The following is a 19,841-nucleotide window of genomic DNA, read 5'->3' on the forward strand; positions in this document are numbered from 1 at the left end:
AGCGTTTGCCGGTTGGGAACTTTTTCTTTGATCACTGTGGTTTTGACTCTTCTTTTGCGTTACTTAGTAACGAGAGCAAATCTCGCATTTCTTTTTCATTCTTTTCCAAGTGGTGGTGGGCTGGCTGCAAGAACCTGCCAATTAAACTGATAGCGCGGTGTTCATCCGTTTTCAAACCTTCAGCAGCAGGGACGCTGCTGAAGAGCCCCCATGGATGGGTTTACGGCGTGTTTGAAAACGGATGAACTCCGCGCTATTTAAAACACCTAGTCTTCGGGTCTATCCATATTTTCCGTCGACTCCAACCACATGGCGTTGATAATGCCAAAAGAGCACGCCAGCAAAACTCCTAAAATCCAAGCGAAATACCACATAGCGTTCTCCTTAATAAATGGTGTGAGACTGGTCAAGGTCTTCATTTTTAATACGCCCGCGCATTACGTAAAAGCTATAGGCCGTGTAGCTAAGTACAATAGGCACAAAGATACAGGCAACGATAAACATTACGTTTAGCGTCATATGGCTAGACGTAGCGTCCCATACGGTTAAGCTCGCCTCTGGCATAGTGATGCTTGGCATTAGGAATGGGAACATTGAAAAGCCAGCTGTTAAGATAACGCCTGCTATAAATAGCGCACTTGATACAAACGCCATGCCTGCATTACCTTTCTTAGAGAAAAGCGCACAGGCCAAACCAGCAATAATACCCAGCACAGGTGCTGCCATCATAAGGGGGTATTTGCTGTAGTTGCTCACCCAAGCTCCAGCTTCAATGGCAACCTCTTTCTTAAGTGGATTTGACGTAGCAATGGTATCGACTGCCGACGTAATCACGAAGCCATCTAATCCAAATGCTACCCAAACACCTGCAAGTACAAATAGCGTGACACCAGCCAGGCTTAACACAACCGATACTGCACGTGCGCGAACTTCAATAAAGCCATCGGTTTTCATTTGTAGCCAGGTTGCACCGTGATTCAGCAACATAGCCACAGATAGCAGTCCTGCCACCAGCGCAAACGGTGTTAAAAGGCCAAAGAACGAGCCTGTGTAGGTTGACTTAAGCGTACTATCCATTTCAAACGGTACGCCCAACAGCAGGTTACCAAAAGCCACACCAAAGATAAGGGCTGGGATAATACCGCCAGCAAATAGCGCCCAATCCCACGCTTTCCGCCACTGCGGGTTAGGCAATTTACTGCGGTAATCAAAGCCTATCGGGCGCATCCAAAGGGCAATTAAGGTGAGGGCCAGCGCAAGGTAAAAACCAGAAAACGCAGTGGCGTAAATCATAGGCCACGCGGCGAAAATAGCACCGCCTGCGGTGATAAACCAAACTTGGTTGCCATCCCAGTGCGGCCCTACTGTATTTATCATTACGCGGCGCTCTTTGTCATTTTTACCAATAAGCGTGAGCAGTGCTCCAACGCCCAAATCGAAGCCATCGGTAACCGCGAAGCCAATTAGCAGAACGCCAACCAAGCACCACCAAATGACTCTCAGTAGTTCATAATCAATCATGCTTTTGCTCCTTGCTCATCAAGGTCAATAAGATAAAATTCAGTGTCAGGCTGCTTATCTTCAGGTGGAACTGGCCCTTTTTTGGCAAACTTCTTCATTAGGTAAAAACCAATAATGAACATGCCGGTGTAGAAAGCACTGTAGGCTACAAGGGTTATTACCACGTCGCTTACGGCGAGATTAGATACCGACGTATGCACCGGAAGCACCTCTGCAATTGACCATGGTTGGCGGCCATATTCAGCGACAAACCAGCCAGCCTCACAGGCAATCCAAGGAAGCGGCAAACCGTAGAGCGCGCTTTTTAATAGCCAACGTGGCTTAGTAATCTTGTGTTTAGTACTGTAGTAAAAGGCGCACACAAATAGCGCAAGCATAATAAAGCCAGCCACAACCATAAGGCGGAAACTCCAAAACAATGGGGCAACCGGCGGAATGCTGTAATCTACTGCCTGTTGAAGCGCGGCATCAGAAGGATTTGAAACGTTCTCAGTGAAAGGCTCTAGCAACATAGCGTAGCCCAAACTGTCTTTATTTTGGTCGAAGGCAGTACGTTGCTCAGCTGTCGCGGTGCCGTTTCTTACATCATCAAGTACTTCATAGGCTTTAATTCCGCTTAGAATACGCTCGCGATTCTCTTCTTTAAGATCCTTAATACCTTTTACTTCTTCGGTTAACGAACGGGTAGCAATAATGCCCATTGCCCAAGGAATTTGAAGGGCGTACTCGGTTTCCTGCTTTTCGTCGTTTGGAATACCAAACACAGTAAACGGCGCAGGTGCAGGATGGGTTTCATACTCAGCTTCAACTGCTGCCAGCTTCACTTTTTGTACATCACCAAGCTCATAACCACTTTCATCACCTAGCACGATCACAGAAAGCGTTGAGGCCAGGCCAAAGCTAGCAGCTATGGCGAACGAACGGCGCGCAAAGGCGATATGCTTATGATTAAGCAGGTAGTAACTTGAAATTGCCAACACAAACATTGCGCCGGTCACGTAACCTGCTGATACAGTGTGAACAAATTTGACCTGTGCTACGGGGTTAAAAATAACCTCAGCAAAGCTGGTCATTTCCATACGCATGGCTTCAAAATTAAATTCAGCGCCTACCGGGTATTGCATCCAGCCGTTAGCAATCAAGATCCACAGTGCAGAGAAGTTTGAACCAATGGCCACCAGCCAAGTCGCCATCAGATGCTTCACCTTTGACATTTTGTCCCAGCCAAAAAAGAACAACCCCACGAAGGTAGATTCTAGGAAAAAGGCCATTAGGCCTTCGATGGCAAGTGGCGCACCGAAGATATCGCCTACATAGTGAGAATAGTAAGACCAATTCATTCCGAACTGGAATTCCATGGTTAAGCCTGTGGCTACACCAATGGCAAAGTTAATTCCAAACAGCTTTCCCCAGAATTGGGTCATCTGCTTATAAATTTCTTTACCCGTCATTACGTATACCGATTCCATAATGGCAAGTAGGAAACTAAGCCCCAAAGTTAAGGGTACAAATATAAAGTGGAACATTGCAGTTAATGCAAATTGCCACCGCGATAGTTCTATTAACGTATCGCTCATGGGTTATCTCCCTTGTATTTCGTTTGCGCGTTAAACGCTTAGCAGAAAAGTGGTTTAAAATTCAGTGATGAACACGTGAATATGCCGCATGGCAAGAGCACGGTTTATGCCATACATCAGTAATTTGGCTGCTTAAGCGCAATTACCGATAAACGGCGGTATTTTCGTACTGTGCAGATAAATTATTCCACGACCGAGCGTGTGGCTTATTGATCCAACGCAACAATTGATGGCGATGCATTCGCCATATTTGTCATTTAGGTGACAAATATGGCACAAGAGAAAGGCTGCTTAGCAGATTGTCAAAAAGTGGAGTATAAGGAAAAGTTAAGGGGTATATGAGAGTGTGAACGCGCCTCGTAATTCTCCCAATTCGAACCCTGTAGCTTGATCGTTGGGATAGTGCTTTAGAATGGATTGTTTTACTGAAGGCGCCACATTAGCTCCGTGGCATGCCATGCACACCTGACCTTGCTCAATCGCCATCATGTACCTAAACTCACCGCTTTCGCTATCGTATTGATAAGTTTCAATAGGTCTTTTAGGGGCCAAATTGTCTTGCTTAGCTTTGGTCAGTAATTGTGAAAACCACGCTAACTGCTCACGCTCCCATTGATCTGCCGCATTGTTTGGGTTCCTTACTTTCAGCGCGGTACGCCCAACCTCCCACCCGTTTTGACTAAGCGCCAGAGCAATAGGAGCCGCTGCAATCTGGCATTCGTTAACGCCAGCCTCTAGCCCTCCGGATTGAATAGCTTGCTGTAGTCGTGACTTTAGCGCGCCTCCCAGTGCTTTTGCGTGTAATCGCGCTTCTTTGACTTTTTCCTGTACACTGTTTTCACTTTTTTTCTCATTGGCAGTCACTGTATCTGCCAATGAATGAGCACTACTTGCCAATAAGCTTATCGCCACCAGCATTACGCCATTTTTCATTATAAAACTCTCCTTGGAATTGAATGAGTTGCTACCGAAGTATTGCCGTTTGTCTCAAACAGTGAACAAGCTCTATGCCAATATGATAAATTGCCAAAATCAAATTAGAACAAACTAATATTCAGCCACCCATGAATATATCCATAGTACAAGCGATGATAGATGCGGTAGATAAACCCGCAATCTTCATTAACCCAAGCTACGTTATTGAAGCTGTCAACCAGCCCTACAGAGACACCTACCCTGTGGATATAAAGCTTGGCTTTAGTACCTGCTATCAAGTCTCTCACCGCAACAGCAAACCTTGCGATAAGTGCGGCGAGCATTGCCCCATGCAAGAGAGTAAAGCCACAGGACGAGCGGCTAGCGTAGTACACGTTCATACCACCAGTGAGGGTCAAAGCTACTGCGACATCCTCATGCGCCCGATCTTCGACGGTAGCGGAGAACTATTAGGTTTCTTGGAAATACTTGATAAGCTTTCGTTTGCTTCAAACCGACCTTCAGCAGGAAAGATGGTCGGCGAATCAGAGGCATTTACAGCAATGCTAAACAAAATAAATCGCGCCGCTAACTCAGATATTTCAGTACTACTGTTTGGCGAAACCGGCACGGGTAAAGAGCTGGTGTCCCAAGCACTTCACTCGAGTAGTCACCGTGCTGGCAAACCATTTGTTGTCATCGAGTGTACCGGCATGTCTGACACGCTGCTTGAAAGCGAACTATTCGGTTATGAAAAAGGGGCATTTACGGGCGCAACCACAAATAAGAAAGGGCTCGTAGAAGCAGCGGAAGGCGGCACATTGTTTTTTGATGAAGTCGGCGATATCCCACTTTCCACACAAGTAAAGCTTCTGCGGCTGTTCGAGTCTCAAACTTATCGACCTGTAGGAAGCACTGTTTCTAAAAAGGCTGATTTTCGTTTGGTGTGTGCATCACACAAAAATTTAAAGCACATGGTGGAAACGGGCGAATTCAGACAAGACCTCTACTACCGCATTGCCGGTTTTCCTATCAACCTCCCTTCTTTAAGACAACGAAAATCAGATATAGCACTGATAGCCGCTCACTTTTTGGCAATGTCTAAAGAGAAAAAACGGTTTCATAAAAACGCGCTAGAAAAACTAGCCAACTATCCGTTTCCGGGAAACATTCGCGAACTTAAAAACATTGTAGACCAAGCTATTTTACTGGCTGATGAAACCGTTATTTACGATACAGACTTACCCGAGCTCGATAACATAAGCTCTGATGCTATCAATGATGCCTCGTCATTTCACGGTAACGTTGTAACCTTAGACGAAATGGAAAGCCAATACTTACGTCAGGTTCACACGTCTTTTGAAGGCGATACCCAGCAACTTGCACAAGCGCTGGGAGTGAGTACCCGTACACTTTACAGAAAGCTGAAAAAAGCGGGGGTTGGAGATACTTAAAAATAATAGGTAGAAAAATTACCAAAACGCAGGCTATGATAAAAAGGCGCTAACCAGATAAAGAAAAATGACTTTAAGACGCCTACTTACACTAACACTTTGCCTTTGTATGCTTTTGCAGAATGCATTAGCACTTGGCCTTGCTGCCCATACTATGCAGCAAGCACGTGCGTTTGTAGGTGAAGATATTGAACTTATTTGTACTGGCAAGACCATGCGCTACATTTCAATTAGCGCCACTGAGTTTGAAGGTGAGTTCGTTTTTGTTAGCCCCGAACTGCTCAAAGCACCCGCCGAGCACGTTGACTGTACCAATGGCACGCTAGCCGACTTACCTCAGGTTGACGAGCCACTACATGCCACATTACCTTTACTATCGCTGGTTCGCTATCGCGCCTTAGTCGCGCGTTTAGCGGCTAAGCCCTTTACAGATTTTGCTTACGCGGCGCCGCTAAGCCGCGCCCCACCACACGCATAACAACCTCCAAAACACACTGAGCATGCATGCCTTCACCATGCACAACACTCGTTTTTTAAAATGGAATTGTTATGAAGCAATCTATCATTGCGCTTGCCGTATTCACTGCGTGCGCGCCCGTACACATTTACGCAAACACCATCGACTTGGCCGATAACACTTCGACAGAAGTGGTCACCGTTATTGGCACACCGCTTTCCCTTAGCACGCAAAATATCGAGCAAGAGTCTGTTAGTGCTACCAGCAATATTGACGCTGACTTCGGCGATCAGCTTGCCACATTACCTGGCGTGTCGATATCTCGAAACGGCCCAGTCACCGGGCTTATTCAGTATAGAGGACTTTATGGTGACAGAGTTGGCGTAAGCATTGATGGCGTTGATATTGCTGGAGCAGGACCAAACGCCATGGACTCGCCCCTTTCTCATGTGCTGCCAGAACCAGGACTGACTGCCACCCTTTACCGGGGGATTGTGCCAGTAAGTGCAGGTGTGCAGACGCTAGGCGGAAAGCTTCGCATTCACTCTGATGCCTCAGCACTTTTTGACTTGAATACAGGCTTTAGCGGTAGCGTAAGTGCCAGCGCAATATCTCCGGGAAGCGGTCAGCAATACCAAGGCAATCTGTTTTATAAGAGTGAGCAGGCTTTTGTTAGCGGCGCCTTCACTCATCAGCAGCGCGACGAACAAAAGTCGGGAGATAACAGCGTTATACCAAACAGCCATTACCAAAGAAATGGCGGTAAGTTTAGGGCGGGCGTCGAGTGGGGCAATCACCAAATCGATGTGAGTTATCAGCAACTTAATACTAACGAAAGCGGCACGCCTGCTTTAGCCATGGACATTGGTTTTATTGATGCCGCTTGGTATCGACTGGGCTATCGCTATAACGCAAACGATAGGGAGTTCTTCACGTTAAGCTGGTTTGGCAACAGCAACCAACATGCCATGGACAACTTCTCACAGCGCATGGTGATGTCTGCCGACATGGCGAGAGAGAATAACGCTGATGCTATTGCTCAAGGTGTAGATGCCACCTATGTAATGCCATTTTATGAAGGTGACCTCAAACTGGGTGCCTATCTGCACCACAGCAGGAATAACTCGACCATCACCAACCCTAATAACGGCATGTTCTTCGTTGATAACTTTACCAACGTAGAAAAAGACACAGCCAGCGTATACGCAGAATGGCAGCGAGATAAAGCATCTTTTTCAACAACAATTGGTACCCGATATACACGTGTTGACATGGATGCCGGGCTAGCCGGTTCTAATATGGTTATGATGAACCCAGCCATTGCTTCACTCGTTGATGATTTCAACGCGGCAGAACGCAGTAAGAGCTATAACATGTTAGATATTGCCGCTAGCACGCGATATCACGCCAGCGACAATGTCGATGTTGTCCTTGGCGTATCGCAGAAAAACCGTGCCCCTACTTACTTCGAGCGCTATACGTGGCTACCTCTTGGTATTTCTGGGGGAATGGCAGACGGATTTAACTACATTGGTAACTTGGCTCTAGACAACGAAACTGCACGCCAAATAGATGTGGGTATTGATTACCGTTTCAAAAACTGGTCAGTTTCTCCTCGCCTCTTTTATCAAGATATTGAAGACTATATTACTGGTTCTCCCAGCACGAATATGGCTGCCAATATGGTCTCCACCATGATGGCAGGCACAACACCATTTCAGTGGACTAATACAGACGCCGTAATCAAAGGGGCAGATCTGACTGTTTCGGGTAATGTGTTTGATAACGTGAAGCTTAACGCAGTAGCAAGTGTTCAGCACGGTAATCGCGACGATATCGACGATGCGTTGTTTCGTATTGCCCCCGAACAGCTGATCACCACCATTCAATGGGACACACAGCTGCTTGATACGCCAATGGCACTCCAATTAACGTCAGAATTGGCAGGAGCACAAAACCACGTTTCAGCGCTACAAAGTGAAAACACTACCGCTGGATATGGATTGGTGCATATTACGGGGCTTTTCACCCTTATAGATAATGCACAGTCAAACCTTCAGGTAACGGCAACCGTTCATAACCTGTTTGATAAACACTACGCCCCACACACAGCAGGAATTAACCGCGTGATGAATACTGATGTTGCAGTAGGTGAGCGAGTACCCGCTGCGGGACGAGAGTGGCATTTATCGCTGAGCTACAGGTTCTAACCGTTTAAAACTCAAACTCCAAAAGGCATAAAGATAAACCAGTGATTCTCCTTCGCTGGTTTATCTACTCGTAATGTCTGATACACATGCCGTTTTAAACGCTAGAAATGAAAACTTGCGCACTAACGTAAGTATTTTGAAGGTAAAGAACTGTGTCAGATTACAGCGGGAAATAAGGTTGAGAATGCCTGCCACAAGAGCCGCAGGGCCAACAGTGTCACCACTATCTTGAACGCCAGCATAAATTTTTCAGCTGGGACACGCTTTAATACTTTCAAGCCGATGAATGTGCCGAGCGCACCACTGGCGATCATAATAATGATTAGCCCGGCCCACTGGGCAAAAGAAAACCCTACAAAGGTAAAAACAAACGCTTTAAGGCCGTGTTGCAGTGTCATACAGCTGGCAAACGTGCCGGTAACCTGCATTTTGCTGTAATTATTTCTGTGTACAAATGCCGCCACCAGAGGCCCTGTGGCACCTACAAACATTGAAACCAGCGTGGTTACCAACCCTGCCAATGTTCTACCCGCGGGGTTCATTTCTTGTGCTTTGGGTTTACTCCCCCACACCAGAAATAAAATAAATGCGGCAACCGCAAATTGAATAATAACCAACGGCAGCTGAACCACAACAAACGAGGCCAAAAAAGCGCCAACGATTGCGCCTAAAGAAAAATACTTCAGCATATTCCAGTCGATATGCCTTGCCGTCATCAGTGCACGGTTGCCGTTTGAACCAAGCTGTACTAAACCGTGAACCGGGATCAGCGCACTGACTGGCATAGTACCGGCCATTACTGCCAGTAATAAGACCCCGCCACCAATACCCAGCGTTGCTGTCATCATCGACGTAAAGAAGGAGGTAACAACAAGTACTACTGATGATGACATCGACATCGCATCATTGGCCGTTAACCAGCTATAAAGTAACTCCAAGGGTCAAATTCCACCTTAATTCGTAACACAGTTTGTATGGTTTGTGTGATCATTACACCAAAACATATCGTTCAAATATCATACAAAATTCACGCCTAGCGCGTAAGGTTATTTATCATGCCTTCTATAAGTTATTTAAACAAAGCACTTCGAGTAATACGTGACAAGCAGTGTACAAAAGGCGCTAAGCTAGTTGCCAGGCAACTTCTCCGCAATAGCGGGTTCACTGATAGAGATATTTATAATTGTTTAAAGCAGGGCTCGATTATTCGCATTACCATATTTGAAGCCTAGGGTAGCGTTACACCTTACATCTTATACCTTACACTTACCGCTTGCCCACCCACTCGCATGGGTCTAATTTCTACACCTAAAAACCCATTGACTTTCTTCATTATGCACAGGATACTCGGGTCATTAAATACTCACTAGCAGCGCACTGTTTTTAAATACTATGCCTAAAAACACGAATACACATACTGCTTACTCAGCGTCTGCGCTGATTATTATTCTCGCTATTCTAAGGAATGGGCGGGTTAGCTAGTGCGTAAATAGAATTCACTAAACCCGCCGCAAAGGCGGGTTTTTTATTGGCTCGTCTTGCGGTAAAAATAACGGAACGACAGCCATGAACAATCCAATATCTCACGTGTTACAACAGTTGCATGACGCAGTAAACCGCGGCGATCAAGACGCCTTATCCCAATGTTATGCTAGCGATGCAACAGTGGTCGCGACCCCTATGTCCAGCTCAACGCAAAACCAAGCCGCTGAAGAACATGCCACGCAGCGCGACTGCGTTGATGCCCTGCTTAAATTTCAAAAGAAATTCATGCCCGATCATTTTGTTACAACCGGAGATGAACGGGTTATACAAGCCGGTGACGTAGCGCTAGTCGTCGCGAAGCTTTACCTTGTTCCCAAAGCAACACCCAACGCCTTACCCTGCGAGGGTAAGCGCGCCGTTTATGTTCTGCAAAGGGATGCAAGTGGAGAATGGCGCTGTGTCATCGATAACTTCTTCGGTACTGATTTGTTAGATTTTGCGTGATTCTCTTTTATCCACAAGATCAGAGTCAAAAGCGGAAGTAGGTAAGTTGGGTCAGACGATTTCTTAAATAGGGGCATATTGCTATGCCCCTAGTCTTCATCTACGATCTAAATGCTTGTTAGCATTTTGCAGAGCACTACATCTAATTAGTGGTCGTGATCATCCTCTGGCACCTCAATAGGATCCAGCTCTACAATATTGGTTTCTGCATCACCACAGCCTGCGAGCAAAAGTGCGCTGGCTATGGCGCTTAGTACTAGTCTATTTTTCATGTGTGTATCCCTATCAATAATTCTTTTTTATAAGCTGATCTTAGAAATAACCGCGTACGCCGAAAGCAAAGTTTCTACCCGGACGTGGTGCAATATCTTTCAGAAATGAGGTGTGAACGCGCGCTTCTTCGTCGGTTAGGTTTTCACCGCTCAGGTAAACCGATAAATCAATATCTCCCAAAGGAATGTCGTACGTGATTGAAGCATCAACAAGGGTGTAGCCGTCCGTTTCAGTCTCGAACGTCGAGATATCATCTTGTTTCGCAAAATGGGTAATGTCTAAGTCGGCGCGAATGTTATCTAACGTGTAGGCAACGTGTGAGCCCACTCGCATGGGCGAAGTGCGAGGCAGTGCGCCACCATCTTTAAGGCGGGCTTTAACGTAGTCGGCGAAGAAATCGAGTTTTAGGTTGTCAGTGGTTTGCCAGGCAACTTGTAACTCAAAACCATGAAGGATGGCGTCAGCTGAACCAAACAGATAAACAGGTAGTTCATCGCTGTGTTCATCTTCGCTATGCTCTTCTTCACCGTGCCCCTCTTCGCCATGATCGTGGTCATGACCACTTTCAGCGAATAAGCCGGTTTCTTCTTGGAAGTAGTAGTTATCTACTTGGTTATAAAAAGCATTAAATACAAAGCCAACGTCACCCTGTGTTTTTCTGAACGTTAGGTCGATGTTATTTGCTGTCTCAAGATCGATTGCCGTTTGAGAAAGCACAAATTCGCCTTCCTCTGACAAATCAAACAGGGCGCCAATTTCATAGGTACGGGTGCCAATATGCGGGCCAAAAGAAAGAAGCTCAGAGGCAGAAGGGGCGCGCTCTGAACGGGAAAGTGAAACGCCCACGTTATAGCTTTCATTAATGGTATAAACTACACCCGCTGATAGCGATATAGGTGTAAACTCTTGATCTACCGCGAACTGTCGTACGAACTCGCTGCCTTCATGTTCGTCGTGAGCATGCTCATCATGATCATGTTCATCGTCGTGCTCGTGAGCGTCAAGCTCAGGCAACAGCACACTTGATGCGTCTAATGTTACGCTTTCCGCTCGCGCCCCTAATTGAACCAGAAAATCACCAAAGTGACGCTCTTCCATGAGTGCTACAGCAAACATCTCCATTTCTGAAGGCGGTGTAAAGGCTTCTTCGCCTTGAGCAAATACATCGCTCCCTTTGTAATGAAGGCTGATACCACCGCGCCAGCCAGCCATGGGTTTATGCAATAACTCTACGCGAAGTTCTTCGGTTTCATTACTAAAAGTGGTACCTACTAAACCGCCCTCAACTTCAGCATGTTCATAATCGGTATAGCCCGCTCTAAAGTGAACACTTTGCAAAAAGTCATTGGTAAAGTTGTACTCACTTAAAAGCTGATACTTAGTTTGCTCAAGATCAGCGAATACCGAAGTATCTCCGCCATGGCTGTGCCCAGGCACGCCATACTCTCGCTCAAATCGCTCTACCGCTACGCCAACATAGCCTTGGTCGAATAAATAGCTGGTCCCTAACGTAAACCCATTCGATTCTTCGTTACTGTTTTCAACCACATGGGCGCCATCTGGGTCATCAATGTCAGGGGCAACAGGTGTTTCATAATCATTTGAATCGCGATAAAAACCGTCAGCGTAAAAGGCTATGTTGTCCACCCCAGTAGTCACGTTAAACGTTCCAAGTTTCTGGTCGTTAACGGTTTGCGTTTCTAATACAAATTCACCGCGCGTTTCAGTGGACGTGGGCACACGTTGGTCAACTACGTTCACCACACCGCCTATCGCACCGCTTCCGAAGAACAGGGTTGCTGGCCCACGCAGCACTTCAATTTGTTTAGCGGTTGAGGCTTCACTTGCTACTGCGTGGTCGGGGCCAACACGGGAAACGTCGCTCACATCCAAGCCATTTTGAGTAATCAGTACCCGTGGTCCGCTAAGGCCACGAATAATTGGCGTGCTCGCAACATTGCCATGGAAGTTAGACTGTACGCCGGGTAATTTTTCTAGCGTATCGCCCAGCGTGGCCGCTTGTTGCCGACGTAAGGTTTCGCCAGATAACACGCTCACTGGTGTGGCCGATTCCATCACCGATAAATGCATAGGCGTGGCGTGCACGTCAATCACTTCGATAGCACTGCGCGCCAAGACAAAGTTAGCGCCTTCTGCGTTGTCAGATTGAACTTGCGTATGCTCATGTAAGTGAGCGAAGCCAGAGGCGAATATGTGAAGCGTATAGTCGCCTTCCTTTACGTTAGAGAAAGTAAACTCGCCCAGCTCGTTAGTGCTGGTAACGCGCTTTAGCGCCTCAATTTCAACAGTGGCATTGGCGAGCGGCTTTCCGGCTGCATTAGTTACCGTGCCAGAAAGTGTTTGTGCCAGCGCTGACGGAGATGCTAATAGCAACGCAGGCGCTAAAAGCGATAAGCCTAACGCCAATCGAGACAGTTTCATTATTCTAACCTCTGAATTTGTGTAATGTGATAATGTATCATATTTATTTTTATGGTATGTTATATTGTAACGTTTACGCAAGAGGTAAAAATGAAAACTATTTCTATTACGTGGAAGAATTCACAAAAAGCGCTACGCGCCTCTTCAACTTTTCTTAAGGTAGGTACTTTTGTCGGATTGAATTTGGCTGGGATGGGTATCAACGCTGTTCATGCTGCGCCTCATACTCACGGCGAAGGCAAACTACAAATCCTACAAGCGGGAAGTGAGTGGCAGTTTGTGCTGCAGCTGCCTGCTGCTGATGTTCTGGGGTTTGAATACGCGCCATCCACGACTAGCGAGAAAAAACGTTATAAAGAAACGCAAAAGGTTTTTCAGCGCTTTGACGATATTTTTACCCTGAGCAATACGTGTGAATTACTCGATACCACACTTGAAAGCCCATGGGAGGTAGCTAACGAGCATAACGAACATAACGAGCATAACGAGCATGACGAGCATGACGAGCATGACGAGCATGACGAGCATGACGAGCATGACGAGCATGACGAGCATGAAAGTGAACACGAAGACCATGCCCATCGCAACACGCATTCTGATTTTCGTGTCGCATATTTGCTTAGTTGCCAAGGCCCCGTAAAGCGTATTGAGATGACAGGGTTTCCCCATTGGCCAAGCCTGCAGCACGTTAATGCAATTTGGGTAACCAACAAAGGACAAGGCGCACTAGAGATAACGCCAAGTCAGCCAACCTTACTGATAAGCAGCTAGTTAGATTTTTTACTCTCTCAGGCGCAAGCTTCACCCATTATGCGTGCGCCATAGCAATTTTCGGACATACTATGAATTCGATATCTCAAGGAAGCAGCGCAATGCCAAAAATGCAGTTTATTTCAGACAGGCTCGCTATGCTCCTTTCATCCCTTTGCGTAGTACATTGTTTATTAACGCCTATTTTATTGATTTCCATACCTGCATTGGCAGGTGTGTCAATTCTCAATGATGAAACCTTCCATCAAATATTGCTGTTCTTTGTGCTGCCCATCGGTGTTTTTGCGCTCTCACTAGGCTACCTACATCACAAAAATAAGTGGGTAGTATTTGCTGGTGTTTTTGGCCTAACACTTTTAAGTAGTCCACTGCTCGTTGAGTGGATAGGCTTAGGACACGAAGTACTAGGTGAATATGGTGAAGTAACAATCACGGTAATCGCGTCGTTTATTATCGTTGGTGCGCACCTGATTAACTATCGGCTTAGGTCGACCGTGCAAGTGCCTATTTGCGAAGAGCGCGAGACCACCCAATCACAACCCTATTAGTTTCATCATAACCTCAAAAGCGGGTAATTCTTATCGAGCGACGCTCGATGTAAGCCGTTTTTGAGGTCTCATTCAGAGGTTATTTTGTCTAGTTTCAATCATTCCGACACGGTACTTCCCGATGTCACTACAGAGCATTCCACTGCGCAACTTCCTGTTATTGATAGTGTAGGCATGCAGGGCATTGCTATCCCTCTGCACGTGCTAGGTAAACGCGGTGAGCGCTTAGCCAGTAAGGCTACGGTTGATGTAACAGTAAGTTTAGATCATCCCAATGCTAAAGGCATTCACATGTCTCGATTGTACAGCTTGCTGCAGCGATATTTGAGCAACCAAGACTTACATAAGTCGGCACTTGTGTCGTTAATGAACGCGCTTATCGAGTCTCAAGATGAGCTGAGCAACAGCGCCCAGCTTAATCTACACTTTGACCTCACCGTGTCGCGTCCGGCGCTCATAAGTAGGATGTCAGGATATCAATCGTACCCTGCTTCACTTTGCGTAAGACGATCACCTGAACGTTATGAGGCACAGCTTAAGTTAAGAGTACCGTACTCTAGTACTTGTCCTTGTTCGGCCTCCCTCTCTCGCAAGGCGTTATCAGAAGTATTTGTGCAGCAGTTCGAAGGAAAAGGTTTATCCGTAGAAGAAATGGGCGCTTGGCTCGCTTCTAAACAAGCAAGCATCGCCACGGCGCATGCACAGCGTTCTTTTGCCGATATAACCCTAGATTTAAGCGACAACGAGATCCCCGATTTTATTGGTATTATTGACCTGATAGAAAACGCGTTAGGCACACCGCTTCAAACCGCAGTTAAGCGTGAAGATGAACAGGCGTTTGCCAAGCGTAATGCTGAAAACCTAATGTTTGTAGAAGATTCGGTAAGGCGACTGCATGAAGCGTTAAGTACGTATTACCAAGCTACCTATTTTCGTGTAAAAGTAGAACATCAAGAAAGTCTGCATGCACACGACGCCATTGCTGAATTATCAGGCCCTGTTCATCGATAAATTCAGACATAATTTGGGCGTTGAAACCGGTAGGCAGAAGAAATAATAAAAGGAAAATAACATTGTTATCTCTTAACAAGCTCTCTTACATCAGCAAAGCAGCGTGCATAGGCGCTGCAGTATCAGCTATTGCGGCGTGCTCGTCTGCGCCCTCAACCCCGCTTGCTGGTGTAAAATCACACACTCTGTCAAATGCTGTGATATACCAAACCAGCAGCAAAGAGTACCCTGTTCTTTCAAGTTTTGTGTATGGCCAAGCTATTTCAGCGCTACCTACGCGTTTTGCTAATGGCGATGTTGTGGTGATGGATGTTGATGAAACCGTGCTAGACAATAGCACCTATCAAAAAGAACGGGAAAGTGCTGGCTTGGGATATTCTTCACAAAGCTGGGCCGAATGGGTAAAACGTGAAGAAGCCACACTTGTGCCTGGTGTAGCCGCTTTCATCGATGAAGTTGTTGCACGAAATGGCAAGGTGGCGCTTATTACGAATCGCAATAAAGCGCTTGATAGTCACACCTGGAATAACCTTTTGGCGCAAGGTTTGCCGCTTACCACGAGTAATACCTGTGTTGTTGGCCGCACTGCTGAAGACAAAGAAGCGGTAGGCCAAGAAGGTATGGTTAATGACAAAGACTTGCGCAGAATGCAGCTTACCCAAGGCAAGATCGCATGTTCGAATACGTCTAAAGACGCGACGTCTACGTGGGCTGTGCCTCACACTATTATCATGCAAATTGGCGACAACATTGAAGATGTGGGCGGCGTAACCCAAGAATCTGCCAACGTTGAGTTGCTCATGCCACGAGTGGGCACAGAGATTTTTATTCTGCCAAACCCCATGTATGGTTCTTGGTAGACCATTGATAAAGTAAAATCAACGAATGTCGCTTTCTATATGGAAAGCGCCGTTCGTTAGATTAGCGTTGTCATCGTTAATGCCATTTCCCAGCCCTGAATAGGGCTTTATTTCTACCACATCCAGTAAGTAAGCGGATGTGCCCTGAGGGTCTTCGTACAACCCGGTAGAAAACTCACCCGAGAACGTGTACGCCTGCTGGATGTCTATTCCTCTAATTCCGCCTTGCTCGTGGGTATTATTCAACGAAACAAACACAATTTGATTCGGTGGCGGTGGTGGGTAATGAATACACGCGCCGAAATAAGGCACAATGAAGAACGCCGTTATTTCTCGCTGTGCATTGGCCTCTACAGGCACAATAAACCCGCTGAGTTCGACGTACTTGCCGTTAAATGTGTCAACCGTATTCACTGAGATAAGCGCTTGCTGGTATTCATCGTCAAACGTGCGTTGAATAGACTGAAATACCTGTTCGTGAAGGGGTAAATTCTGCTGAGGATTTTGAGTCGATCGGGTCTTGCCCAACAGCGCCTTTTCGGCGTCAGGTAACAGCGCGTCCCACGATAAGGGTTGGAACTGTTGAACGGTAGTTAACCTGTGGCTGTCTTGATAAATCGCCGTGTTATTCTCGAAAAAGCGCTCAATTACGCTATCAAGCTTACCCCTCAGGCCGAGCCCCACCAGCGCGCCCAATGCAATCAAAGCAATAAGAGAAGCCAGTAAAACGTACGTGGCGCGCTTCATACATTATCCTAGCTTTTAACTTGCTAAAATTTTGACTTTGCGGGTGTAAGTTACCGGCACATTCTTTTTAAGCGCATAGACTTTTAGAACAAGTTCGTGCGTGCCTTCTTCTTGTGCCTGAAAGCTAATGGCTTGTTCGCCCTTTGTAGACGGCAGAGAAAAGCGCTGCGGCGACAGTAGCGTTACGCCATCACTTGCCATCACATCTACGCTAACTTCTTTGTAGTTCGAAGGAATGGTAAATCGCAGCGGAACGGCTGACGCCTCAAGCTTAGCCACTTCTCGCTTTCTGTCGATATTGAGCGAAATGAGCGGCTCCTTAGCTGCCGCTAAATGCTGTTGCATCATGGGGTGCTGAAAGCCAAACTGCATGTTTCCCATACCTGCGTGTAGTTCACACGCAGTACTATGAAATGCTATAAGACTTGATAAAACGGTAGCTGCAACGACTGTTTTTTTCATATCAGTTACTCCTCGTAAAGCGCGAAGCTGTCTAGCACTAACGAATAAGCAGATGTACCTAGTGCGCTTTCGTGGTTGTCTATTTTTACCGTGCCTTCAAACCAATAAGGGTCGTACAAGTTCTCAACTGCAATGCCTTCTTTGTATTCAACATACAAAATTTGATTTGGCGGCGGTGGTGGCATGTGCAAGCAAGCCCCAAAATAAGGAACGACGAAAAAAGCCGTCGCTTTTTGCTCATCGTTTTGCTCTAAAGGCACAATAAATCCAGGGATGCGGATAGCCTTCCCGTCAAATGCCTCTATCACTCGCGTCGACACTAACGCTTGTTGGTATCGCTGTGCTTGTTCATCTTCTAGCTGCTTTGAAGCAAAATCATCGACAGAGTCGGCGGCAGAGCCATCGGCAATATCGTTTAAAAACTCAGGCCTATTTAAAAGCGCGCTCAAATCGTCCTCGGGCATAAGAGCTACCCAGTCAATTTCCTCGTAATTGGCGGCTTGGGTTGGGTTTAACGTGCTAAATAAAACCAATAGTGCCGCAATTAAACCGAATTTAACGCTAGAAAGCGTGACAGAAAATTTCACAAAGATGACCTAACATACTATTTAACAATCACGTTATAACATATCACAACGTAGTAAATTGCAATAAGCGTTTATCTTTGCAAAATGTTACTTAGCGCCAATTACTCAATAGAAAATGCTTTGCTAGCGCATTTGTGAAGCATCAGTTAATTACGCTAGCTCCCGTTCACTTTTAAGCCCAAGCACGTGTTTAAAAAATAGCGTTGCTGGGCAAAAGCCAGTGAAGCTCTGTTGGAACAAGTTTGCGCCAATAAACACGGTAAACCACATAAAGTTTGCATGAACAAAATGGGTTAGTAATACAGACAACAACACCATGAGCCCTGCGAAGGCGGTTAATGCTTTTTCCTGAGACATAACGTAATCCTTAGATATTGGAAGAGATTAAAAATAAAATCGATAGGCAATAAACGCATTACTTGCGTCTTCAAACTGCCCCCAAAACGTATAGTTATCCTTACCTGAAAAGACATTCACCCCCGCTCGCACTTGCCACTTGTCGGTGGGCGAATAAGCCACTGTAGTCTTTAGGTATCCGTCGCTATCGCTGGGTGAATAAAACAGAAAAGTATTTAACGTCAGTGTTTGACGAAGTGCTAACCACGTTAAACGGGTCGTCACCCAATGGCGGTATTTTTCTTGAACTCGCTCAGAAGACGAGACTGTTCTATCTAGGCCATCCGCATTGTGTAAGTACTCGGTGTACCACTGGAAACTACCGGTAAGATTTGCGGCAATTTCTTGGCTATAGCCTAGTAAGAAACGACTTTGATCATTCGCTATTTGCCCGTTACTTCCATCTATGTCTTCAAGGCTGTTGTAGAAAACATATTCCGCATTTGCTATCCCCCGCCCCAGAGGCGCGACAACACTTGCGCCATAGGCATTCATTTTACTGTAGCGCGGTCTTCCAAGAGAATCTGTCGCGGTGGGCTGCCTTGTATAACCGGTGTAACCATAGCCTGCAATCTCCATCCCCTTAACAGATTTATACACCCTTAAGGCAAGCTCACTTCCTCGTGGGCGATTATCACGTTCAACAGAAAACGAAGGGGCAATGTTTTCATCCAATTGCGGGCTGTAAAAAGAAAATATTTCGCCTGTAATACCAATATCAGGCTCAAATTCAGGTGTGACGACTAAATCTACATTGGCAAAATCCGTGTAGCCCGACACCTTTAATGCATTACTCGGCGCTTTAAGGTATTCGTCTTCTCTTCCTGCAAAGAACGACTGATAATCTTTAGGGAAGAGATCATTTAAGAACAAGTAATCCCCTGTCCCCCAGGTCAGCACTTGCTTACCGACTTTAATGTCAAATGCATTTGCCCAGTCCCCCGTGCCGACTAAAGCGCTGGGTAGAATACTGCTTAAGCTACCTTGCCATGCCAGTTCGCGAAGTTGTGATCCCCACGACGACGTTACGCCGTCATACCAAACGTCTGCTTTACTGGAAATGGAGGAACTATCTAATGCATAGTCTGCGCGAAGTTGAACTCTGGCGTCGCGCAATGTGCTGTTATTTAACACGGATGGCGCGTTAGCTGCTTGGAAACTCTCGTTCATTTGTGAATTCTGACTGCCAAACGCGGTAGCCATGTCACGGAAAAAACGGTTTCCAACGGCGAGCTCGGCAAAGCCAGAAATACGAAGTTTACTTTTGCTCTCAGTGCCCCATTCGTCATCCCACTCGTCATTCCAATCATCACCTGATTCGACATTGTCGTCCCCAGGCCACACGCTGTCCCACTCGTCGTTTGCGTTAGCTTTGTACTCTTGTGTGCCGATTTTTAACGGGTCTTTTGGGTTCTGGCTTTCAACATTTAACGTCTGAGCGCTTAACGGTAAACTTACTACTGCCATTAATGCAAAAATGAAAATAATCGGCGCGAGCAAAGCGTGCGCCCTCCATTGCTTTTTAACCCACTCAGAAAGACCATAGGCTTGGCTAGGCAGCGTTATCCATATGGATGGAGCTAGTAATTTAGGCAAGCGCACCGTGCTAAATTCCTTTTTC

At 46.3% G+C, this 19,841-nt stretch carries 20 protein-coding genes; 8 read left to right on the forward strand and 12 right to left on the reverse strand.

What is annotated here, in order from left to right:
- Positions 1-266: 266 nt before the first annotated feature.
- The 4 genes from cydX to ACFI6J_RS03550 all read right to left on the reverse strand — a co-directional run bounded on the left by cydX (position 267) and on the right by ACFI6J_RS03550 (position 4,031).
- Positions 267-374 carry a cytochrome bd-I oxidase subunit CydX gene (gene cydX, locus ACFI6J_RS03535; RefSeq protein WP_061096111.1) on the reverse strand — a complete coding sequence of 36 codons (108 nt, stop codon included), beginning with the start codon at positions 372-374 and terminating at the stop codon, positions 267-269.
- A gap of 10 nt (positions 375-384) precedes the next feature.
- Complete coding sequence (gene cydB / locus ACFI6J_RS03540; RefSeq protein ID WP_462555545.1) at positions 385-1,521, reverse strand: cytochrome d ubiquinol oxidase subunit II; 1,137 nt, start codon at positions 1,519-1,521, stop codon at positions 385-387.
- Positions 1,518-3,098: a cytochrome ubiquinol oxidase subunit I gene (locus ACFI6J_RS03545; protein WP_462555543.1), complete on the reverse strand. Its 1,581-nt coding sequence runs from the start codon at positions 3,096-3,098 to the stop codon at positions 1,518-1,520. Before ACFI6J_RS03545 ends, cydB begins: the two co-directional genes overlap by 4 nt.
- 327 nt (positions 3,099-3,425) lie before the next feature.
- A complete protein-coding gene (locus ACFI6J_RS03550; protein ID WP_462555541.1) occupies positions 3,426-4,031 on the reverse strand; it encodes a Tll0287-like domain-containing protein in 606 nt (201 codons plus the stop codon).
- 155 nt (positions 4,032-4,186) lie between these two features.
- On the opposite strand from ACFI6J_RS03550, the gene ACFI6J_RS03555 reads away from it, so the two are divergent.
- From ACFI6J_RS03555 to ACFI6J_RS03565, 3 genes are all read left to right on the forward strand, one after another.
- Positions 4,187-5,467: a sigma 54-interacting transcriptional regulator gene (locus ACFI6J_RS03555; protein WP_348670376.1), complete on the forward strand. Its 1,281-nt coding sequence runs from the start codon at positions 4,187-4,189 to the stop codon at positions 5,465-5,467.
- 109 nt (positions 5,468-5,576) lie between these two features.
- Positions 5,577-5,945, forward strand: a complete 369-nt coding sequence (locus ACFI6J_RS03560; protein WP_232379095.1) for a hypothetical protein — start codon at positions 5,577-5,579, stop codon at positions 5,943-5,945.
- 71 nt (positions 5,946-6,016) lie between these two features.
- Positions 6,017-8,134, forward strand: coding sequence for a TonB-dependent receptor plug domain-containing protein (locus tag ACFI6J_RS03565; protein ID WP_156087143.1), 2,118 nt, complete (start codon positions 6,017-6,019; stop codon positions 8,132-8,134).
- A 155-nt stretch (positions 8,135-8,289) separates the two neighbouring features.
- Here the strand turns inward: ACFI6J_RS03565 and ACFI6J_RS03570 are convergent, their stop codons facing one another.
- Complete coding sequence (locus ACFI6J_RS03570) at positions 8,290-9,072, reverse strand: sulfite exporter TauE/SafE family protein (RefSeq protein ID WP_348670374.1); 783 nt, start codon at positions 9,070-9,072, stop codon at positions 8,290-8,292.
- Positions 9,073-9,700: 628 nt separating this feature from the next.
- Between ACFI6J_RS03570 and ACFI6J_RS03575 the strand changes: the two genes are divergently transcribed.
- On the forward strand, positions 9,701-10,123 hold the full coding sequence (locus ACFI6J_RS03575; protein ID WP_014951158.1) for a YybH family protein: 423 nt from the start codon (positions 9,701-9,703) through the stop codon (positions 10,121-10,123).
- Positions 10,124-10,269: 146 nt separating this feature from the next.
- On the opposite strand, the gene ACFI6J_RS03580 is transcribed toward ACFI6J_RS03575, so the two are convergent.
- Positions 10,270-10,395: a hypothetical protein gene (locus ACFI6J_RS03580; RefSeq protein WP_275446412.1), complete on the reverse strand. Its 126-nt coding sequence runs from the start codon at positions 10,393-10,395 to the stop codon at positions 10,270-10,272.
- Positions 10,396-10,435: 40 nt separating this feature from the next.
- Positions 10,436-12,838, reverse strand: a complete 2,403-nt coding sequence (locus tag ACFI6J_RS03585; protein WP_458733687.1) for a TonB-dependent receptor — start codon at positions 12,836-12,838, stop codon at positions 10,436-10,438.
- A 90-nt stretch (positions 12,839-12,928) separates the two neighbouring features.
- Between ACFI6J_RS03585 and ACFI6J_RS03590 the strand changes: the two genes are divergently transcribed.
- The 4 genes from ACFI6J_RS03590 (at position 12,929) to ACFI6J_RS03605 (ending at position 16,028) form a co-directional block, all read left to right on the forward strand.
- The gene (locus ACFI6J_RS03590) at positions 12,929-13,609 is read left to right on the forward strand and encodes a ZrgA family zinc uptake protein (RefSeq protein ID WP_462585708.1); all 681 of its coding nucleotides are present in this window, start codon (positions 12,929-12,931) and stop codon (positions 13,607-13,609) included.
- Positions 13,610-13,680: 71 nt separating this feature from the next.
- Positions 13,681-14,157: a MerC domain-containing protein gene (locus tag ACFI6J_RS03595; RefSeq protein ID WP_278346025.1), complete on the forward strand. Its 477-nt coding sequence runs from the start codon at positions 13,681-13,683 to the stop codon at positions 14,155-14,157.
- A gap of 84 nt (positions 14,158-14,241) precedes the next feature.
- Positions 14,242-15,168 carry a GTP cyclohydrolase FolE2 gene (gene folE2 / locus ACFI6J_RS03600; RefSeq protein ID WP_278346026.1) on the forward strand — a complete coding sequence of 309 codons (927 nt, stop codon included), beginning with the start codon at positions 14,242-14,244 and terminating at the stop codon, positions 15,166-15,168.
- Between the two features lie 62 nt (positions 15,169-15,230).
- A complete protein-coding gene (locus tag ACFI6J_RS03605) occupies positions 15,231-16,028 on the forward strand; it encodes a 5'-nucleotidase, lipoprotein e(P4) family (RefSeq protein ID WP_061486764.1) in 798 nt (265 codons plus the stop codon).
- An 18-nt stretch (positions 16,029-16,046) separates the two neighbouring features.
- Here the strand turns inward: ACFI6J_RS03605 and ACFI6J_RS03610 are convergent, their stop codons facing one another.
- The 5 genes from ACFI6J_RS03610 to ACFI6J_RS03630 all read right to left on the reverse strand — a co-directional run bounded on the left by ACFI6J_RS03610 (position 16,047) and on the right by ACFI6J_RS03630 (position 19,822).
- On the reverse strand, positions 16,047-16,775 hold the full coding sequence (locus ACFI6J_RS03610) for a DUF3299 domain-containing protein (protein ID WP_168532798.1): 729 nt from the start codon (positions 16,773-16,775) through the stop codon (positions 16,047-16,049).
- Between the two features lie 15 nt (positions 16,776-16,790).
- A complete protein-coding gene (locus ACFI6J_RS03615; RefSeq protein WP_014951169.1) occupies positions 16,791-17,237 on the reverse strand; it encodes a hypothetical protein in 447 nt (148 codons plus the stop codon).
- A 5-nt stretch (positions 17,238-17,242) separates the two neighbouring features.
- Positions 17,243-17,824, reverse strand: coding sequence for a DUF3299 domain-containing protein (locus tag ACFI6J_RS03620; protein ID WP_014951170.1), 582 nt, complete (start codon positions 17,822-17,824; stop codon positions 17,243-17,245).
- 150 nt (positions 17,825-17,974) lie between these two features.
- Positions 17,975-18,181 (reverse strand): YgaP family membrane protein, encoded by a 207-nt coding sequence (locus tag ACFI6J_RS03625; protein WP_110288880.1) that lies wholly within the window; start codon positions 18,179-18,181, stop codon positions 17,975-17,977.
- 27 nt (positions 18,182-18,208) lie between these two features.
- Positions 18,209-19,822 (reverse strand): hypothetical protein, encoded by a 1,614-nt coding sequence (locus tag ACFI6J_RS03630; protein WP_278346027.1) that lies wholly within the window; start codon positions 19,820-19,822, stop codon positions 18,209-18,211.
- Positions 19,823-19,841 lie beyond the last annotated feature (19 nt).

The sequence above is a fragment of the Alteromonas sp. G4i13 genome (assembly GCF_054960505.1).

What these genes read in the sequence shown, in the direction of transcription:
- cydX (WP_061096111.1), bottom strand. Translation starts at nt 374, where the DNA reads ATGTGGTATTTCGCTTGGATTTTAGGAGTTTTGCTGGCGTGCTCTTTT.
- cydB (WP_462555545.1), bottom strand. Translation starts at nt 1,521, where the DNA reads ATGATTGATTATGAACTACTGAGAGTCATTTGGTGGTGCTTGGTTGGC.
- ACFI6J_RS03545 (WP_462555543.1), bottom strand. Translation starts at nt 3,098, where the DNA reads ATGAGCGATACGTTAATAGAACTATCGCGGTGGCAATTTGCATTAACT.
- ACFI6J_RS03550 (WP_462555541.1), bottom strand. Translation starts at nt 4,031, where the DNA reads ATGAAAAATGGCGTAATGCTGGTGGCGATAAGCTTATTGGCAAGTAGT.
- ACFI6J_RS03555 (WP_348670376.1), top strand. Translation starts at nt 4,187, where the DNA reads ATGATAGATGCGGTAGATAAACCCGCAATCTTCATTAACCCAAGCTAC.
- ACFI6J_RS03560 (WP_232379095.1), top strand. Translation starts at nt 5,577, where the DNA reads ATGCTTTTGCAGAATGCATTAGCACTTGGCCTTGCTGCCCATACTATG.
- ACFI6J_RS03565 (WP_156087143.1), top strand. Translation starts at nt 6,017, where the DNA reads ATGAAGCAATCTATCATTGCGCTTGCCGTATTCACTGCGTGCGCGCCC.
- ACFI6J_RS03575 (WP_014951158.1), top strand. Translation starts at nt 9,701, where the DNA reads ATGAACAATCCAATATCTCACGTGTTACAACAGTTGCATGACGCAGTA.
- ACFI6J_RS03580 (WP_275446412.1), bottom strand. Translation starts at nt 10,395, where the DNA reads ATGAAAAATAGACTAGTACTAAGCGCCATAGCCAGCGCACTTTTGCTC.
- ACFI6J_RS03585 (WP_458733687.1), bottom strand. Translation starts at nt 12,838, where the DNA reads ATGAAACTGTCTCGATTGGCGTTAGGCTTATCGCTTTTAGCGCCTGCG.
- ACFI6J_RS03590 (WP_462585708.1), top strand. Translation starts at nt 12,929, where the DNA reads ATGAAAACTATTTCTATTACGTGGAAGAATTCACAAAAAGCGCTACGC.
- ACFI6J_RS03595 (WP_278346025.1), top strand. Translation starts at nt 13,681, where the DNA reads ATGAATTCGATATCTCAAGGAAGCAGCGCAATGCCAAAAATGCAGTTT.
- ACFI6J_RS03610 (WP_168532798.1), bottom strand. Translation starts at nt 16,775, where the DNA reads ATGAAGCGCGCCACGTACGTTTTACTGGCTTCTCTTATTGCTTTGATT.
- ACFI6J_RS03615 (WP_014951169.1), bottom strand. Translation starts at nt 17,237, where the DNA reads ATGAAAAAAACAGTCGTTGCAGCTACCGTTTTATCAAGTCTTATAGCA.
- ACFI6J_RS03625 (WP_110288880.1), bottom strand. Translation starts at nt 18,181, where the DNA reads ATGTCTCAGGAAAAAGCATTAACCGCCTTCGCAGGGCTCATGGTGTTG.